The organism is Komagataeibacter xylinus, assembly GCF_004302915.1.
Lineage (GTDB): Bacteria > Pseudomonadota > Alphaproteobacteria > Acetobacterales > Acetobacteraceae > Komagataeibacter > Komagataeibacter xylinus_C.
The window spans coordinates 1-18274 of the sequence record NZ_QQBI01000027.1 but is presented as its reverse complement, the minus strand read 5'-3'; the positions used below and the strand labels follow the sequence as shown (position 1 = coordinate 18274).

General features: G+C 62.5%; 18 protein-coding genes. 5 read left to right on the top strand and 13 right to left on the bottom strand.

Translation table 11 applies throughout. From position 1 onward, the window contains the following. Positions 1 to 12 precede the first annotated feature (12 nt). From DV027_RS13270 to DV027_RS13260, 3 genes are all read left to right on the top strand, one after another. Positions 13 to 978 (top strand): HoxN/HupN/NixA family nickel/cobalt transporter, encoded by a 966-nt coding sequence (locus DV027_RS13270; RefSeq protein ID WP_130732474.1) that lies wholly within the window; start codon positions 13 to 15, stop codon positions 976 to 978. A gap of 283 nt (positions 979 to 1261) precedes the next feature. Then, positions 1262 to 2737: an NAD(P)-binding domain-containing protein gene (locus tag DV027_RS13265; protein WP_130732473.1), complete on the top strand. Its 1476-nt coding sequence runs from the start codon at positions 1262 to 1264 to the stop codon at positions 2735 to 2737. Between the two features lie 59 nt (positions 2738 to 2796). Further along, positions 2797 to 3780, top strand: coding sequence for a LysR family transcriptional regulator (locus DV027_RS13260; protein WP_165399201.1), 984 nt, complete (start codon positions 2797 to 2799; stop codon positions 3778 to 3780). Positions 3781 to 3911: 131 nt separating this feature from the next. On the opposite strand, the gene DV027_RS13255 is transcribed toward DV027_RS13260, so the two are convergent. The 6 genes from DV027_RS13255 to DV027_RS13230 all read right to left on the bottom strand — a co-directional run bounded on the left by DV027_RS13255 (position 3912) and on the right by DV027_RS13230 (position 11817). Next, positions 3912 to 5540: a dipeptide ABC transporter ATP-binding protein gene (locus DV027_RS13255; protein ID WP_130732471.1), complete on the bottom strand. Its 1629-nt coding sequence runs from the start codon at positions 5538 to 5540 to the stop codon at positions 3912 to 3914. Then, positions 5537 to 6361: an ABC transporter permease gene (locus DV027_RS13250; protein WP_130732470.1), complete on the bottom strand. Its 825-nt coding sequence runs from the start codon at positions 6359 to 6361 to the stop codon at positions 5537 to 5539. The genes DV027_RS13255 and DV027_RS13250 overlap by 4 nt, the downstream gene beginning before the upstream one ends. Then, on the bottom strand, positions 6358 to 7305 hold the full coding sequence (locus tag DV027_RS13245; protein ID WP_130732469.1) for an ABC transporter permease: 948 nt from the start codon (positions 7303 to 7305) through the stop codon (positions 6358 to 6360). Before DV027_RS13245 ends, DV027_RS13250 begins: the two co-directional genes overlap by 4 nt. Before the next feature lie 15 nt (positions 7306 to 7320). Further along, a complete protein-coding gene (locus DV027_RS13240; RefSeq protein ID WP_242621907.1) occupies positions 7321 to 8967 on the bottom strand; it encodes a TIGR04028 family ABC transporter substrate-binding protein in 1647 nt (548 codons plus the stop codon). Positions 8968 to 8981: 14 nt separating this feature from the next. After that, positions 8982 to 11321, bottom strand: a complete 2340-nt coding sequence (locus tag DV027_RS13235; protein WP_242621906.1) for a TonB-dependent receptor plug domain-containing protein — start codon at positions 11319 to 11321, stop codon at positions 8982 to 8984. 214 nt (positions 11322 to 11535) lie between these two features. Beyond that, positions 11536 to 11817 carry a hypothetical protein gene (locus tag DV027_RS13230; protein WP_130732467.1) on the bottom strand — a complete coding sequence of 94 codons (282 nt, stop codon included), beginning with the start codon at positions 11815 to 11817 and terminating at the stop codon, positions 11536 to 11538. Positions 11818 to 12116: 299 nt separating this feature from the next. Between DV027_RS13230 and DV027_RS13225 the strand changes: the two genes are divergently transcribed. Further along, positions 12117 to 12533 carry a hypothetical protein gene (locus DV027_RS13225; protein ID WP_207303491.1) on the top strand — a complete coding sequence of 139 codons (417 nt, stop codon included), beginning with the start codon at positions 12117 to 12119 and terminating at the stop codon, positions 12531 to 12533. 44 nt (positions 12534 to 12577) lie between these two features. On the opposite strand, the gene DV027_RS13220 is transcribed toward DV027_RS13225, so the two are convergent. From DV027_RS13220 to DV027_RS13195, 6 genes are all read right to left on the bottom strand, one after another. Continuing rightward, positions 12578 to 12853, bottom strand: a complete 276-nt coding sequence (locus DV027_RS13220) for a hypothetical protein (RefSeq protein ID WP_130732466.1) — start codon at positions 12851 to 12853, stop codon at positions 12578 to 12580. Then, entirely contained in the window at positions 12850 to 14295 is a 1446-nt protein-coding gene (locus tag DV027_RS13215; protein ID WP_130732465.1) for a PepSY-associated TM helix domain-containing protein, read from the bottom strand. The genes DV027_RS13220 and DV027_RS13215 overlap by 4 nt, the downstream gene beginning before the upstream one ends. Continuing rightward, positions 14295 to 14618 (bottom strand): hypothetical protein, encoded by a 324-nt coding sequence (locus tag DV027_RS13210; protein WP_242621905.1) that lies wholly within the window; start codon positions 14616 to 14618, stop codon positions 14295 to 14297. Before DV027_RS13210 ends, DV027_RS13215 begins: the two co-directional genes overlap by 1 nt. Positions 14619 to 14975: 357 nt before the next feature. Then, on the bottom strand, positions 14976 to 16118 hold the full coding sequence (locus tag DV027_RS13205) for a type I restriction endonuclease (RefSeq protein ID WP_130732464.1): 1143 nt from the start codon (positions 16116 to 16118) through the stop codon (positions 14976 to 14978). A gap of 252 nt (positions 16119 to 16370) precedes the next feature. Then, complete coding sequence (locus DV027_RS13200) at positions 16371 to 17141, bottom strand: hypothetical protein (RefSeq protein WP_130732463.1); 771 nt, start codon at positions 17139 to 17141, stop codon at positions 16371 to 16373. A 15-nt stretch (positions 17142 to 17156) separates the two neighbouring features. Next, positions 17157 to 17789, bottom strand: coding sequence for a type 1 glutamine amidotransferase domain-containing protein (locus tag DV027_RS13195; RefSeq protein WP_130732462.1), 633 nt, complete (start codon positions 17787 to 17789; stop codon positions 17157 to 17159). 58 nt (positions 17790 to 17847) lie between these two features. Here DV027_RS13195 and DV027_RS13190 point away from each other — a divergent pair, with 58 nt between their 5' ends. After that, the gene (locus tag DV027_RS13190) at positions 17848 to 18042 is read left to right on the top strand and encodes a hypothetical protein (RefSeq protein WP_130732461.1); all 195 of its coding nucleotides are present in this window, start codon (positions 17848 to 17850) and stop codon (positions 18040 to 18042) included. Here DV027_RS13190 and DV027_RS17645 read toward each other — a convergent pair. Then, on the bottom strand, positions 18019 to 18183 hold the full coding sequence (locus DV027_RS17645) for a hypothetical protein (RefSeq protein WP_165399200.1): 165 nt from the start codon (positions 18181 to 18183) through the stop codon (positions 18019 to 18021). The genes DV027_RS13190 and DV027_RS17645 overlap by 24 nt on opposite strands. Positions 18184 to 18274 lie beyond the last annotated feature (91 nt).

The following is an 18274-nucleotide window of genomic DNA, read 5'->3' as shown; positions in this document are numbered from 1 at the left end:
AAGGAAATCGACATGTTCACGCATGCCCGGCATGGAACGTGCGCCATCATATGCGCCCTGCTGCTGGCCAACGTGGTGGCATGGGCGTGGGCGGTCGCCGCGCTGGGGGGCGCGCCCGTCCTGCTGGGCGCAGCCGGGCTGGCATGGGCATTTGGCCTGCGGCACGGGCTTGATGCCGATCATATCGTGGCGATCGACGTGGTGACGCGCAGGCTCATGCAGGCGGGAGGCGCGCCTTTGCTGGTGGGGCTGTTCTTCTCGCTTGGTCATTCCACCGTGGTCGTTCTCGCCACCCTTGCGCTGGTGGAACTGCCCGCCCTGGGCTGGCTGGAGCGGTGGCATCCGGTGGGCGGCGGCTTCGGCACGCTGGTCTCGGCAGGTTTCATGCTTGTGGCGGTCCTGACCAATGCCCGCATGGCCGTGCGCCAGTGGCGGGCCCTGCGCCAGCCCGCCCCGTTGCCCGCGTGCCCCGCAGGCTTTCTGTCCGGGCAGGCAGGGCGGTGGATTGGCCGGAGCTGGCAGATGTACCCGCTCGGTTTCCTGTTCGGGCTGGGGTTTGACACCGCAAGTGAAATCGGCCTGCTGGGCATGGCGGCGGTTCAGGCCCATCATGGGCTGGGTCTCGTGGGGGTCATGGCGTTCCCGCTGCTTTTTACGGCGGGCATGGCGCTGGTTGATACGCTCGACACCCTGCTGATGTGCCGTGCCTATGGCTGGGGCATGCGCTCGGGCCGCAGGCGCGTGGCCTATGATCTGGGCATCAGCCTTGTCTCCCTTGTGGCGGCAGTGGGCATCGGCATGATTGAAATGGGGCCGCAGATGGGGGCCATGGGCGGCAGCCTGCTCATGCGCGGCCTGGTGGCGGCTGGCAACCATCTGGCCGCGCTCGGTGCGGGCATCGTGCTGGTTTTCCTGGCGTTGTGGGGCGGTGCTGTCGTGGTCAGCCGCAGGCAGGCCGATCGTGTATCCCCGACCTGACAGGGGCGAGCGGACCGGAATGCCTTTTTTGAAAAAAAGCGGTGTTTCCTGCGGTTTGTGGAAAAAATCTTCACCACGAAACCTTGATCGGCCTTTTCATGCCAGACGATACATGCGGTCATTCATCATGCATTTTATGCAATAAATATATTATTTAACGCATAACATGCATGATTTGTCTTGATCTATGCGGAAGGAATTTTTACGTTCGCCACCAGCATCATTGGCTCTCTCCGCCATGGGCTGAGGCCCGGCCAGCGCAGTGTTTTAGGAACCACGATCAATGACGTTTTCACAGCCACCCGAAATTCCCGGCGGTCTTGCAGGGCTGGAAAGCCGCGTGCGGCAGGATCTGGCCTGGCTGGACCTGCCCACCCGCTCATGGGTGCCCGAACGCAGCGTGGACGGGCGGCACGTGCTCGACGTGGTCGTGATTGGCGGCGGCATGGCGGGGCTTACGGCGTCGGGTTACCTCAGGCGCTACGGGCTGCTCAATCATGTCGTGCTCGATCAGGCACCCGCAGGTGAGGAGGGGCCATGGGTCACCTATGCGCGCATGACCACGCTGCGCTCGCCCAAGACGCTGTCCGGCCCGTGCATGGGGCTGCCGAGCCTGACCTTTCGCGCCTGGTACGAAGCGCGTTTCGGCACGGTCGCGTGGGATGGGCTGGACAAGATCCCCCGCCAGGCATGGATGGCCTACCTGGAGTGGCTGCGCCATGTGCTTGACCTGCCGGTGCGCAATGGCGTCACCCTGACCAATGTGGCCCGCGCGCCTGATGGCGTGCTGGCGCTGACGGTGGTGCAGGATGGCGTAACCGAAACCCTTCTGTGCCGCCATCTGGTACTGGCCACGGGGCGTGACGGGCTGGGCGGCAGCTACGTGCCGCCGGTCATTGCCGGCCTGCCGCGTGATTACTGGCGCCATTCAGCCGACCCCATTGATTTCGAAGCCCTGAAGAACCGCCGCGTGGTGGTGGTGGGCGCGGGTGCTTCCGCCATGGATAATGCCGCCACGGCGCTCGAGGCAGGGGCCGCGCGGGTGGATATGGTCATACGGCGCGCAACCCTGCCTGCCGTCAACAAATTCACCGGTATTGGCAGCATGGGCGTGGTGCAGGGCTTTGTCGGCCTGCCCGACGGGTGGAAATGGCGCTTCATGGATACGGTGCTCGATGCCCAGACCCCGCCGCCACGGCCAAGCGTGCTGCGGGTGTCCAGCCACCCCAATGCGTTCTTCCATCTGTCCTGCCCCATCGACCGGATTGAGATGGCAGGCAATGCCGTGCGCCTGCACACGCCGCGCGGCGTGATGGAGACCGATTTCATCATCGCCGCCACCGGCTTCTGTTCGGATATGTCCCGTCGGCCCGAACTTGCTGCCATGGCGCCGCATGTCCGGCTGTGGAAAGACCGCTTCACGCCCACCGCGCAGGACATGCCCTCGGGCCATGTCAACGCGGAACTCGCAACCTCGCCCGATCTCGGGCCGGGGTTCGAGTTTTTGGAGAAAGTGCCCGGTTCGTGCCCGTGGCTGAAATACGTGCATTGTTTCTGCTTCCCTGCCACGCTGTCGCACGGCAAGGTCAGTGGCGACATTCCCGCCATAAGCGACGGGGCCGAGCGTCTTGCGCGCCACATAACCCGCGCCCTGTTCGTGGAGGACCGCGAAACCCATTACGCCAACCTCGTGGCGTTCGACACGCCCGAACTCAGGGGCGATGAATGGCGCGATACCCCGCTCCCTGCGATAGGGTAAGGGGAGGCCTGCCGCGTTTGCGTTTGCCGGCATGATTGTTGGTGGCTAGCATGAGTGGCATGGATAGCGCGCTCCCCGATCTGAAACAGCTTGAGGCCTTCTGCGCCGTCATGGCCACTGGCAGCATGACGGGGGGCGCGCGCCTTGTGGGCCGGTCGCAATCCATGGTCACGCGCATGGTGCAGGACCTTGAGGCCGGGCTGGGCTTTACGCTGTTCCACCGCAACGGGCCGCGTATCACCCCCACCGAGCAGGCCCTGCGCTTCCAGCCCGAGGCGCTGGCCCTGCTGGGCGGCGTGCAGCGCCTGCGCGAGAATGTGCACGCCATTGCCCATGATGTGGAAAATTCCCTGCATATCTGCGCCATCCCCGCGCTGGCATCTGGCCTGCTGCCCATGGCGCTGGGTCGCCTGGAGCAGGGCACCCTCCCGCGTGAGGTGCATGTGCGCAGCGTTCCGGCTGATGAGGTGGTGCGCGCCGTGGGCCGCAGGGATGCGACATTCGGGCTGGTCAGTTTTCCGTTCAACCACCCCGGCGTGACATTGCAGTGGATTGGCATGGCGCCCTGTGTTGCGGTCATGCGGGCGGATGACCCGCTGGCCGCCCATGCGCGCGTCAGCCTGCATGACCTGGCTGAAAGCAGGCTGCTCACCCTGGCCAACCCGTTCAGGATACGCAATACGATCGAACGCGCCTTCGCGCAGATGGGCTGGACACCCGCCACCATCATGGATGCCAACATGGCCATGGTGCTGATGGGGCTGGCGCGGGCGGGCCTCGGGGTGGGCATTGTCGACCCCGTAACGGCAGGCGCGTTCTACCAGCCTGACCTGGCCATACGCCCGCTTGATGTAAACCTGCCGTTCTTTTTTGGCGTGGTGACACCGGCGGGCCTGACCCCGTCACCCGCGCTCGAGACCCTGTCGCGCGCGGTGGAGGACGCCGCCCGCAGCCTCATGCCCGACCTCAGGCGCTACACGCACGAAAGTGCGGACCTGATTGAAAGCGCGCTTTACGGCACGGAGCCTGTTGAGGACGCCTGATAAGGCACTGTTTGAAAACAATTCATTGATAAAAAATGATAAAAGTTTTTGGGTGCTGCCTTTTTTCAAAAAGGCGGCGTTCTTCGAAGCTTTTTGAAAAAAGCTTCACCAAAACTTTTATCCGCCTTCTTTCACGCCAGCACGGCCGGGCGCATCAGGTCGCGACCGGGTATCGCCGCAAGCAGGCGCTTTGTGTAGTCATCATGCGGGGTGGAGAATACGGTCTCGGTCGGGCCATGCTCGACCTGCTCGCCCGCGCGGATGATCGAGACGGTATCGGCAATGCGCCGCACCACGGCCAGATCGTGCGATACGAACACATAGGTCAGGTTGAGCTGGTGTTGCAGTGTTTCGAGCAGGGTGAGGATTTCGGCCTGCACCGATACGTCAAGTGCGGAGACCACTTCATCCAGAATAAGGATTTTGGGATCGCACAGGAGCGCGCGCGCAATGGCCAGCCTCTGGCTCTGCCCGCCAGACATGTTGGCCGCCCTGCGCTCCAGAACGGCAGGCGGCAGTTGTACCCGCTCCAGCATGGTCCGGATCCGTTCTGTGCGCGCGCCGCGGTCATGCAGGCCCGCATTGATCAGGGGTTCGGCCAGAATATCCGCGGCCCGGCAGCGGGGGTCGAACGAGACATGCGGGTTCTGGTAGACAAACTGCACGGCCCGGCGTAGCGCGCGTTGGGCGGCGCCTTCGACCCGCGCCGGGTTCTCGCCCAGAATATGCACCGACCCGGAATCAGGCGTAATCAGCCCCAGCAGGCAGCGCAGCAGCGTGGTCTTGCCCGAGCCGGACTCGCCTACAATGCCATGGGTCTGCCCGGCCACCACGTTAAAGGAAATATCGCGCACCGCCTTGTGCCCCGGCCTGCCGCCGGCCCCCTTGTAGGCATAGGTCAGGTGCGAGACGACAATCGCATCCTCACGCGGGCCTTCCGTGCGGCGGGGGGCGCGAGCTTCATGGAACAGGGGCAGGTCGGCCAGCAGGCGGCGGGTATAGGGCGTGCGCGGGTTGGCGAACAGGGCTTTCGTCTCGCCGGTTTCGCACAGCGTGCCATGCTGCAGCACGGCCACGCGGTCGGCCTGCTCGCTGGCCAAGCCCAGGTCGTGGGTGATGAACAGCATGGCGGTGCCCATCTCGTGGCGCAGTTCGGCCAGCAGCGCCATGATCTGCACCTGCACCGATACATCAAGCGCGCTGGTGGGCTCATCGGCCACGATCAGGGCGGGGCGCTGGGCAATGGCGGCGGCAATCAGCACGCGCTGGCGCATGCCGCCCGAGAGTTCATGCGGGTACTGGTGTAGCCGCCGCTCCGGCTCCTTTATGCCCACGCGCTCAAGCAGGCCCACCAGCATGCGCCGCGTTGTGGCGGTATTGCCGCGGGGTTCATGCAGGTGCACCGCCTCGACAAGCTGGGCGCCGATGGTGCGCACGGGGTCGAGCGAATGGGCCGGGTCCTGCGGAATGAGCGCCACCCGCGCGCCACGGATGCGGCGCAGCGCGCGCTCGGGCAGCCCCACGATTTCGGTATCGCCTACCATGATCGAGCCACGCTGTATGCGCGCGCTTTCAGGCAGCAGGCCCAGTATGGCGCGACCCAGCGTTGATTTGCCCGAACCGGATTCACCCACCAATGCCAGCATTTCGCCCGCGCGGACCTCCAGCGAAACCCCCTTGAGCGCATGGTGCGCGCTGCCCCGGCTTTCATACACCACATCAAGGTCACGGATGCTGAGCTGGGGGGAGGCAGCGTTCATGGGTCCATCCTTATGGCGCGTGAAAGCAGCGTTGCCGCCCATGCGGAGAAGATGATGGCAAGGCCGGGGAAGGTGGTCAGCCACCAGGCGGTTGCAAGGTAGTTGCGGCCTTCGGTAATCATCAGGCCCCATTCCGGCGTGGGGGGTGAGGGCCCGTAGCCCAGAAAGCAGATGGTCGATATGGCCAGGATGGCCGTGCCAAGCCGCAGTGTTGCCAGCGACAGTGCGGGCGCAAGGCTGTTGGGCACGACATGGCGCCACACCACCTGCCAGAAGGTGGAGCCGATGCCAAAGGCCGCCTCGACATATTCGGTCGCGCGCACGCGCACCACTTCCGTGCGGATCATGCGCGTAAAGCCCGCCACCTGGCTTATGCCCACGGCAAAGGCCACATGCGTGGCCCCCGGCCCGATCAGGGTGATGATGCTGAGCGAGAGGAAAAGCTCGGGAATGGCCAGCACCATGTCCGCCCCCGCAAGGATGGCGCCCGACAGCCTGCGCCCGCCCAGCCCCGCCGCAAGCCCCAGCGGAATGGCCACCAGCAGGCTGATCGCCACCGCCAGCACGGCAGCGGACAGGGTGGAGAAACTGCCATGCATGATGCGCGAGAACACATCACGCCCGAACTGGTCGGTGCCAAACCAGTGCGTGGCGGATGGCGCCATGAGCCGCTCATCCGTCTGGCCTGCCAGCGGGTCAAGCGGGGTGAACAGGCCGGGGCACAGCGCCACGAGCACCAGCAGCAGCACGGGCAGCACGCCAAGCAGGCGCGGCAGGGTCACGTCATGGCGGTGGCGCCACTGGGCAAGGGCCGTGTTCATGCCGCCCCTCCTGCCTGCGTGCGGCGGATACGCGGGTCGATCAGCGGATGGAGCGCATCGACAGTAAAGTTGATGACCACGAACCCGGCCACCGAAATGAGGATGATGGCCTGCAGCACCGCTACATCCTGATTGGCCACCGCCTGCTGGGCCAGTTGGCCCAGACCGTCCAGGCCGAACACGGTCTCGGTCACCACGGCGCCGGCCAGGATCTCGCCAAACACAAGCCCGCTTATGGTGAGCGTGGGCGGCAGGGCGTTGGGCAGCACGTGGGCATACAGGATGCGCAGCGGCGAGGCGCCGCGCGCGCGCAGCACGTCAATGAAGGGCTGGGCCATGACCCGTTCCGCCGCGCTCAGGAACACCTGCGTCAGCGGTGCCGAGATGGGAATGGCCAGCGCCAGCCCCGGCAGCAGCACCGCCGTCCAGCCTGAAACGCCCACCACCGGCACCAGCTTCCAGTGAAACGAGACAAGCTGGATTGCCACGATCTCGAGCCAGAAGACGGGAATGCCGCTCGCCAGCCCCGGCACCAGCCGCAGGGCCGCGCGCAGGGGGCGCAGGGGCGCAAGCAGGGCGGCGGTGGCAAAACCTGCCGCAAGCATGATCGCGCCGCCAAAGCTCACTACCGCAAGGCGCAGGGTGGTGGGGTAGGCGGCGTGCAGCATGCGGCTGACCGGCACCCCGGTCTCGATGGAATAGCCAAGCTGGCCCGCCAGCGTGCGGCCCAGCACATGGGCATATTGCACGAAGGCGGATTCATCGGCGCCATAGCTTGCGCGGATATCGCTGATCTGCTGCGGGCTGAGGCCGAGTTCGGGGTCTTGGAACTTGATCAGCACGGCATCGCCCGGCATGACCTGCAACAGCACGAACGAGAGCGTGAACGCCCCCCACAGCACCAGCAGCGCCTGGAGGGCGCGGGAGAGAATGTAACGTGTCATGGGTGGCGCCTCATCCTACGGCCTTGCCAGCCAGGTACGGTAGAAAACAGGCCGCCCCACGGCCTCGAAATGCATGTCATGCACGCGGGCCGACCCCGCATAGACCTGCGGCTCCTCGAATATGGGAATGCTGTAGCCTTTGGCCAGAATATCAGCCTGCACGCGGGCAAGGTCAGCCAGGCGGGTGGTGGAATCGGTGTCGGAGGCGACCTGGTCAAGCAGCCCGTTGAGTTCGGGGTCGACAAAGTGGTCCACATGGCGGCTCTGCCCGCCTTTTTGCAGCAGCACGTTGCGGTTGGTGGGGTAGAACGCGCTCTTGATCACATCGGGGTCCGCGCGGCCCACCTCGGCATGGAACAGGGGGGTGACGGCAGGGTTGAGGTTGTCGAGCACCGTCATGGCCGGGCTGCCTGACAGGATGGTCAGCCGCACGCCCACCCTGCGCCATTGCTGGGCCAGCAGCACCAGCATGCTCCGGCTCTGTGGCTGGGGCAGGGCCTCATGCACGGCCAGCGCCAGGGCCACGCCATTGCGCCGCCGCCAGCCATCGGGGTCCATCGTCCATCCGGCCTCATCGAGCAGGCGGGCGGCGAGGGTGGGGTCGTAGGCCAGGTCCGCGCCGTGATCGACAAAGCCCTGCGCATCGGCGGCAATGACGGAGCGCGCCAGCGGGTAATGGGGGGAATACAGCGTGCGCAGGATGTCGGGCCGGTCGGTGGCGTGCAGCAGGGCCAGCCGCACGCGCGGGTCGGCCACCAGCGGGTTATCGGGGCGGAAGACCACGCTATTGTTCACCCCACGGGTGGAGGCGGCGTAGATCGTATCGCCATGGCGGGTGATCTGTTCTTCATCATAGGCCTCGACTGCGCGGGCGAAATCGGCCTGGCCTGCAATGAAGGCGCCAATGCGTATGCTGTCCTCGGGCACCACGATGATGCGCACGCCCGCCAGTCGGCTCGGCCCCTGCGGGGCAAGCTGGGCAGGCCCCCAGGCGTAATCGGCGCGCGTGACCAGATCGACCGACTTGCCCGGCACCTCGTCGCGCACCACGAACGGCCCGGAGCCGATCACATGCGGCGCGTCGCCCCATTCATCCAGCGGGCGGCGCAGGCTTGCGGGCGAGACCAGCCCCGAACCGATGACCGACGTGCCCTGCAGGAACCCGGGCGAGGGTTTGCTGAAGTAAAAGCGCACTGTCAGCGGGTCGATGACCTCGCTGCGCTCGTAATTGTTGATGACTTCGGAGGGCGGCAGGTGCAGCGCCCGGTTGCCCTTGCCAAAGGTATCGTAATTGAGGGCTACGGCCGCCGCATCAACCGGCGTACCGTCAGAGAAGGTAACGCCGGGGCGCAGCGTGAAGGTAAAGACGGTGCTATTTTCATTCACGCTCCACGTGGTTGCGATCCATGGCTCGATTGCGAGCGTGTCGGTGTTCTGCCATGTCAGCCGATCCGTGATCTGGGCCAGAATGCCGCCATTGGGGTAGAAGCCACCGGCGGGGGGGTAGAGGTTCTTGTGCGGCTGCTTTTCCAGGTAGAGCAGCGTACCGCCAGATGTGGCATCGGCGGCACGTGCGGGAGCTAGGGCGTGAAAAGCCAGGCACGCGGCCAGCGCAGGCACTGGCCACGATAAGGACATGACGGCACGGAACGGATGAAGCATGCAGTGCGGGCCGGTCAGAACGTGTATCCAAGGCGGGCGTAGTAATAACCGCCCTCATACCCGCCGGGCGCGGTCATGGGGTAGGCGAACACGCCGCTGCTTTCCTTGAGCGCCTGCTTGTTGGTGCGGGTCGGGTATTTGTTGAACAGGTTGTTGGCCCCCAGCGTAATGACAAAACCATGGCCCACCCGCGCCGAGGCTTCAAGGTTTGTTATCACCTGCGGGCGCACATGGGTCCAGTAGGCGCCCGGATCGCTCTGGTAGACCAGCCACGCCACCCCGGCATAACGCTGTTCCTGCACAAAGACGCTGTAGCGTCCCTTGCTCCAGTTAAGCGAGAAGGATTCCTTGTTCTTGGGCGATGAGCGCAGCAGCTCCGTCTCGGCCGCCTTGGAGAAGTAGGTCTGCCCCAGCGTGGTCAGGATGCCCGGCGTGGAGGCGTAGTGGGTCATTTCCGTATCGGCCGCATTGGCCTGCACGGAGCCGATCAGCACGCCGTATGAGGGCTTGATGGGGAATTTATAGCTGATCTTGGCCGTAAAGCCATTGGTGGTGGTGTTGCCCACATTGGTCATGTAGCTGGCATAGGTGATGTTGTCGCCCACGCCATGGGCCGAGAGGTAGTCGGCCATGACCGTGCCGGAAAAGGCGCTGGTGCTCTCGATGCGGTCATTGATGTCGATGCGGTAGCCATCAATCGAGAGCTGCAGGTCGCGCACCGGCTTCCAGTCCAGCCCGATGCTGTAGCTGCGCGAGTATTCGCCCTTGGGGTTGTGCGAGCCGAGCAGGCGCGCGACATCGTTGGTCTGTGACAGGTTGACGGTGGTATAGCCCGGCCCTGAACTCGTGGCATCGTAATGGATCGCGCCCAGCGTGGGCGGCCGGTAGCCGGTATTGACGTTGGCGTGGATCGAGAAATTCTTGGTAAAGTTGTAGCGCGTGCCGATCGACCCGGTAGGCGCGGTGGTGGTGTCGGAATAATTCACCACATGGCCGCCGATCGTCCATTCCCATTTGGGGGTGACGAAAATGTCCAGCCCCACATGGCCATCGAAAATGTCACGCGACCAGTTGCCCGCATTGCTGGGCTGAAAGCCGTTATAACCGGTCGCACCCGGCGAGTTGCTGCCGGTGTAATCCGGCCCCGTGGCCCATGACTGGTAGTCGCCCGCGCCGATCTGGTAGGTGTCGTGCCGGTATTCCAGCCCCCAGTCGAGCACGGCGGGCTTGGGCAGCGCGCGGCTTGTGAAGCGCTTGGAGAACTTGGCGCCCCCAATCAGCTCGGCATTGACGATCTTGCCCTGGTTGAAGCTGGTCTGGCTCAGCGCACCAAAGGTGGGGTTGTTGTCGTCATACACGCCCTCATTGACCTGTTCGCGCCCGAACGAGGCATAGGTGTTCCACGCAACACCCGCGGGCATGGTGCCGCGCAGGCCGCCATTGACCTGGAAATCCATTTCATCGAACGTCTCGATCGGCTCGAACCCGTTGGGGTGGAGCGATGGCACGTTATTGATGTTGGTCGCCCCGCGAATGAAGCCGATGCGGTCGGTGCTGCGATGGGCGAGGGTGGCGGTGCCATAGGCCTCGACCGAGCGGCTGATGGGCATGTGTGCGTTGAAGCTGAACAGCTCGGCCAGCGAGCGGCTCAGGCCCTCGATGCGGTTGACATCGCCAAGCGTGGGGTTGATGCCATCGCGGTGGGTGGGGAGCTGGTTCTGCACCTGCCAGGCCAGGTCCATGCCGCCACCCTTGCTGCCAAGCTGGCGCTCAAGGTCGCCATAGGCGGTAATGCCCTGGCCGTCACCCTTGTAATAGCCGCTGTTCTGGATGTTGGCGGTGCCACCATTGCGGTTGCCCGCCTTGAGCACGATGTTGATCGCGCCGCCAATGGCGTCCTGCCCGTACAGCGCGGTGGCGCCCTCGGTCACGATTTCCACATGGTCGATCGCGCTGAGCGGGATCAGGCTCAGGTCAGCCGGTTCCGTGCCCTGGGCCGGGCCATAGTTCCAGTTGCCAATTGCGCTGGCATGGCGGCGCACGCCATTGACGAGCACGAGGGTTTCATCCGCGTTGAGGTTGCGCAGGATGACGGTCTGGGTAGGGGTGGTGGAATAACCACCGCCACCGCCACCCGGAGGGGCGTTGATCTCGGGCGAGGACTGCTGCAGCGCCGCGATCACGTTTGTCTGCCCGGTCTTGAGCAGGTCGGCCCCCGTCACGATCGCGACACGCGTGGTGCTGTGGCGCGGGGTGGAGGTGCGGAAGGCGGGCGAGACATCGCCCACGTCCTTCGTGGTGGTGATGCGTTCGACCACCGGATCGGCCCAGGCCCAGACAGGAGAGCAGGACACGGATACCACACCCGTCAGAAGGACAATTTTCGAGAGCCGTACCGGCCTGTGGTGCGTGTTCATCCTGCGTCTTTCCTAGACTGAAGCCCGGTGCGGGCCTGGTGCAGAGTCCTGTTTTGTGTCGTGCTATATTAATTCCACAACATGGATGTGTGTATAATTCGCCAAAAATAACCCGGTCAACGAGTGAATATGGTTTTACCGTGTAATTACGTTATTTATGATGCCCCATGTGCATAATAGCCACACTTGCCCCCGCAACCATGTCACCCTGCGCCCGTGCCATTCTGTCTGTATGGAAAAGACCGGCAGCCAGAAAACGGGAACAGGTAACCTGAAGGCCCAGATCATCATAAGCCGCAAAGGTTATTGTAAAACTGCATGATGGTGGTATGGCCATGATCGCCATCCTGACGGTTTTAACCTGTATCGTGATCAACGAACAAGTGGTCATTGCGTTTGCTTGTTTTGTTTTTGAAACATGTTTTTCATGCATGCCACCAGCATGAATAAGCAGGTGGAACAATTTTACTATTGGAATCGTTAATTATGTCACACGCCCGGGAGCCGTGTGCGCACCCGCCGGACCAAGTAACTGGAAAAGTTCGGCCTCTGGCCCGCCTTTGTGTTCAGGGGGGAGTATGCGAGGGTAAGCGTGGCAGGATACGGCGGGCCGGGTCATGCGGCGGCGGCATGCCTGCACCCGCCCTCTGGCGGGGGAATGATACAGGACTGTGACAATCCGCCATTGTTTTGTCGTGCCGGGCCAGCACGATGGCAACATAAGGAGTAAGGATGATGACTCGTACAAAATCATGGACCGTGGCCTTTGTTGCGATGGCGCTGGCACTTGCGCCCGTGGCAGGTCCCTCCATTGCGCATGCCCAGCACGGCCCCGGTGGCGGTGGAGGCCATGGCGGCGGATTTGGCGGCGGCCCGGGTGGCCACGGTGGTGGCCCCGGTTTTGGCGGCCCCGGTGGGGGTGGTTTCCGGGGTGGGCCGCATGGCGGTCCGGGTGGTGGCCCACGCGGTGGTGGCTGGGATCGTGGCGGCTGGGATCGCGGTGGCTGGGGTGGCGGCTGGGATCGTGGCCCCGGCTGGTACGGACCGCCGCCCTATCCATACGAGGGATATGGGTATGGATATGGTTATCCCGGCTATTACTACCCCTATGGCGGTTATGTCGGGGGCTGGGGTTGGGGCGGGTGGTAAATCCGGCTGAAGCGGCCTGAAGGCAGCCTCGCCAAAGATATTCCTTACGGGCGGTCGGTCAGCCTGTCTCTCATGGCAAGGAGGCTGGCCGCCAGCAGGCCGCCAAGCGACAGGGCGGCAAACCATGAGAGCAGCCCCGTAACCGGCCCCTGCACGCCCACGGCCAGCCCAAGGGCCACAAGCGGCAGCCCGGACCGCATCATGCGGGCGAGGCGCTGGCCGCCAGGGCCGGGAGCGGGCAGCCTGTAGCGTGCGGACCACAGGACGGCATGGCACATGAAGGCTGCCAGCCACAGCGCGAGAAGAAGCACGAAGGTCATGCCCCCCGCCGCCCCAGCCTGTGGCGGGCGTAAAGTGCCATGATCGCGACCCCTGACCCCATGCCATCCACCGCCATATGCAGCATCGGCAGCGCACGGAATGCGGCGGGGCAGCCCAGCACGTCCAGCACCGGCAGGGCGGCCCCCAGCAGCCCGACAAGGCCAAGCTGCGCCCGCCATGCCAGGCGTGCCTGCCCCCGCAGGGCCTGAAACAGCGCATGCAGCGCACACAGCGCCCATACGCTAAAGAAAATCCTGGTTTCCCAGTCCTCACGCCCGGGCAGGCTGGCGGGGACAAGCCGATTGCCCTCTAGAAACGCCAGCATGGCGGCGGGTAGCCCTGCAATGACGGCCACGTTCAGCCCATCGGCTAGCCGGTGGGCCCATCTGTGGCCCGCATGGCGGCGGCGCTTCATCACGAACAGGACCAGCCCGCTGGCCATGACGGCGGTGCCGCACAGCCCGGACAGGAAATACAGCCACCGCAAGCCCGGCGGGGCAAAACGGGCATAATGCAACCCGTGCATGAACTGCATGGTGCGGGCGATGGGTGTGGCGGTTGTATCAACCGGGAGGGGGCGGCCCCCGGGCAGGCTGAAATCGGCATGGTCACGGGTCAGGAACGCGCTGCTGGCATCGCTTGCGGAGATGGACACGCGCTGCGGCGCAAAAAGGATGAAACCCGGCGCCTGTCCCGGCAGGCTGGCGCGCGCCTGGGCCAGCAGGGGGGCAAGTGGCAGTTGCGTCATGTCCGGCATCGGCGCGGGGGCGGGGGCGTTTGCCTGCATGGGCCGTACGGGCGCGGGCACGATCATGTCCGCCTTAACCAGTACGCCCGTATAGGCCATCATGACGATGAAGGGCAGGAACAGCACGCCCGCCAGCAGATGCGCATCAAGCCAGGCCCGCAGCCGGGCCGCAGACAGGCGCAGCATGATGATATCGGGCACCAGCGCGTGGATATGAATGACCACGCCGGACACAACGGCCACCAGAAGGGCCATTCCGGCAATATTGACAATAATGGTGCCCATCTGTGGGCCAAGGAACAGGGTGTGGTGAAAATTGTAGAACAGCCCGCCCCCCGCCGTAATCCGCGCCGGTATGACCGCGCCCGTGGCCGGGTCGAGCCGCGCGCCAACAAATTCATGGCCGTTGTAATGCAGCACGTCCAGCGTTGGCGAGCGGGCCGAGGGCAGGGCGATAAAGGCCGATACGCCATGGGCCTGCCCAGCCGCGACGAGGCGCGCCGCCGCATCGAGCGCGGGGGGACTGGGTGGCGCAGGGGCCGCCAGCTGCACTTCCGGCTGCATCCAGCGCGTGATTTCCATATTGAACACCGCCACGCTGCCGGTGGCGAAGATGCAGGTCAGCACCAGCCCGGCTCCATAGCCAAGCCAGCCATGCAGCCAGCCAAGGCGGGTACGCAGGGTTTCGCGCATCAGGTTGCGAACAGCCCCAGGCCCGCGGCAAGGCAGCCACAGGCCCCTACCATCAGCAGCCCCGCGTGCCGTTTCCATGCGCCAAAGCCCACCACCACCATGACCGGCAGGCCCAAAAGCGCGATCATCTGGCCCAGATGGACGCGGTCGGTCCCGCCATCTGCGGCAATGCCCGCTACCAGCAGGCGGGCGACCCCATAGGCCAGCAGGCAGGCCACCACGGCGCAGGCCACCCTGTTGCGCTCAAGGCGTGCGGCGCGCGCGCGCCGGTCAGGGGCCATGGTGGAGCGCGGGTGAGAGGCAGGCTCATGAATGCGACGCATTTGCATTATGTGCCTATGCCACATAATGCCTGCACTGCGAACCCCAGAACGATATTATTCCATGCCACAGGGGCGGGGGGCTTAACATGACGCCACGTCATGTTTCCATGCGTGGCTTGGAGTTTTCTATATGTGTTTTGAGAGGGGCAGTATATCTGATCCGGCACTCAGTGTAGCAGTATGAACATGACGGCAGCGACCATTACGATATCCTTCTATATGAAGGTCGGTCAGGGGCCTGCTATTTGGTGTCGGAAGGCATTCTCTCAGTCACGATCACAATCCTGCTTGTGCCGATTCAGAATGCCTCCGCCATGCTTGCTGTTCCGCAGGGTTAGGAAAGAACCATTTCTTTTGTCAGTTCTCTCCTTTTATGCGCTTTCCTTTAATACCCATGGCTTCGACGCGCGTTTTAAAAACCTTAAGAAGTTGTTCGTCCAGGCCGCCTAGTTCATCAGAACCAAACTCCCCACCGAATTCTTCACCAAAATCAAATGTATATTTCGTGCCTTTGTTTTCGTAAAAATCGAAAAGACGACCAGCACGTTCTTTTCGATAAAAAACAACAAATTTACCTTTGTAATTTTTGTATTCCACTCCTGGAATTGCATCAAAAAGATCATCATTATCGGATAAAAATGCCAAACGTCTCTTGGCATACTCATATACCTGCAATTCTGTATCGGTAATAACCGGCCCATCGCCCGGTTTTGTATCCGCATCGCTTTTTGATGTATCTGGAACGAGAACAGGCTTGTCCGTTTCTTTATCTTTTACCGGCAGGTCCAATCGCTGAAGGATGCGTAAATTTACAAATTCAGCAAATGCGTTCTTGGTTAATTCCGTATATTCGACAACCGCCTTGGCCCGGACATGTTTAAGTCCAATATTTTGCAAAAGAAGGCGGACGAAAGCCTCACTGGGGGTAACAGCCAGTTCTTCAATCTGTTGAACCAGATTTTGGAAAACAAGTTTGCGCTTGGCTTCAGCGCCAATATTTTCTGGGTCAAAGTTGGATTTCTGTAGGCTTTTCAGCCCGTCAACAACGGAATCTTCAATTTTGCCTTTGGCAATTTCGCGTAGATCAAATGAAAGGAAAGCATTTGGATCCATCATGTTAGGCTCGTCAGAGTCCGCATAGAACTCATAAACCAGACCATCGGTAATGACACCCATTTTTACAGTGTGGGCTGCATTGAAATATGATTTCAGTTGGCCTCTGTCATCTTTGAGCGGCGCGCCAAGCGCCTTGCATTCGATAGCAATGACGGGATGACCTTCACGGAGAACCGCATAATCAACTCTGTTTTTATATTTTTCTGAAAAGTCTGCATGATGCTCCGGGCAGACTTCATCCGGGTTCATGATATCATAACCCAGGAATTGCAAAAATGGCAGCACAAGAAACATTTTAGTGGCTTCTTCATTGCTGCAACGTGGTGCGAGACCAACCATACGTTCTGAAAATACTTTAAATTTTTGCCGAAAATCGTCTGACATATCTGTCTCGCCTGGAAATTTTTTAAAAGTTACGAATTAAGGCGTTTTTATGGAAATCTTTTCAGGAAATTACAGATATTCAGTTTTTAAATATAATAATTCTTTAAGTATTTTGAATTTTCTGATAGGTAAATAATAAATACGGCAAATTACATTTTTATTGTATTTTATAAAAAGTAGATAAAAATATAGTTGGATAATCAATGATTATCCAACTATATCGTCTGAACAATAAATGATATTGAAAATATTTTATACCGGCTGCGCCGCAGGGGGCGTGAGGCGGCCGGGATTGGCTTTCCAGTCGCGCAGGGCTTCCTCGCAATAGGGCAGCACCTCGAACACGGCCATGGCCCCGAGCGCGCCCAGGGCATAGCGCAGGCCCAGCGGCACGCGCTTGAGGCGGATGGGGTGGGAGCGGATCACCTTGCGCCCCAGCAGCGCCTGAAGCTGCGGCCAGTGCAGCACGGCCACCAGCGCCACGGCCAGCAGCGGCACCATTTCCAGGAAGCTGTGCACATGCTGCTCGACGGGCTGCACCTCGCGCCGGGTTACGGCATAGCTTACATCCCACATCGCCGTGGCTTCATGCACGAAAAATGAGGCGATCATCAGTGACAGCACCGGGGCGTCGATTTCCAGGAACAGGCCCGCCAGCACAGGGAAGGCGGCCTCGCCGAGCATGAGCAGATGGATGCCGGTTTCTTTCAGCCCGGTCGTGTGCTCGATATCCGTGCGGCGGTGGCACCACCAGTCGGTCAGGCCCGCTGTCAGCCACAGCGGAATGACAAAATACTGTATCATCTTGCGCGCGACCTGCCGTGTCGTGTCGGTCTCGGCGGGTTCGCGCTCATGGGGTTCGGGGTGGGCTGCAGGTGGGGCGGCATGCGGCGTGGCCACGGGGGCATCGGCTGCAACCTTGCGCCCGCGCCACCAGGCCACGAAACCGGCCCCCAGCGTGGCAGCACCCGCGCACAGCATGGTGGAGGCATAATAACGCAGGAAAGTCGGGTTCTTCATCATCTCGCTGCCCTCCGTTTAATGTGCTGCGCGGTGGGGAGCCTGGGCAAACAGGGTGATGATGGCCGGGCAGAACGCCTTGAGGTCATGCGGGTTGCGCGACGTGACCAGCGTGCCATCGCTTACCACCTCGCGGTCCACCCAGTGCGCGCCTGCGTTGGTCAGGTCCATGCGCAGCGAGGGCCATGAGGTGAGCGTGTGCCCGCGCACGCCCCCGGCGTTGATCAGCGTCCATGCGCCGTGGCAGATGGCGGCAATGGGCTTGCCAGCCTGCACGAACGCCCGCACGAAGCCTACGGCCTGCTCGTCCATGCGCAGGTGATCAGGGCTGGTCGTGCCGCCGGGCAGGACAAGACCGTCAAAATCATCGGCCTTGGCCTCATTGACCGGCATGTCCACATGCAGCCGCCGGGTGGGGTTTACATCGGCCTTCATGGCCTGGATTTCACCCGCTTCGGGCGCCACAAGCACCGTATGGGCGCCCGCCGCGCGCAGGGCCGCCGCCGGTTCGCTCAATTCCACATCCTCCACGCCATTGGTGGCCAGGAAGGCAATGGTGCGCCCGGCCAGCGTGCCGTGGGCCGTGGGAGCCTGCGGGCTGGAATTGTGTGTGGATGAGGCTGACATCGCGCCGGATGCATGGATGGCCATGACTGTTCTCCGTGTGCTGTAAAATAGAATGTTACTGTGGGCTGGTGCCTGCACAGGCATGAACCGCGCCCGCAAAAGGGCGGGATGCTCGCGTTCCCGCCTCGAAAGGGTCTGGCAGGCAGAGGGCCTGCCTGCCGCTAAAAAGTTTTTGCTGAAGCTTTTTCAAAAAGCTTCGAAAAAAGGTGGCGCCCTTTTAACGGCTATCCTCATCTTGAATGAGGATGACGGCTCACTTCGTATTGTGCGGCTGTGAGCGCGGACCGGTGGTGCGCCCCTGCGAGGGTGGGTCACTGGCCGGAAAGCTCTCGTCAAGCGCTTCGTCGCGGCCCTCGTCTTCATGTTCCTCGGCGGGGGTGGGCGGCTTTTCTTCCTTGGGGTCGGGACTGCTGTTCATGATCATGCGTCCTTGTTCTGCAGTGGCGGGGGTGGGGGCGGCGGATAGGCATAGACCGGGTAGGGCGGCGGCGGATAGCCGTAAACCGGAT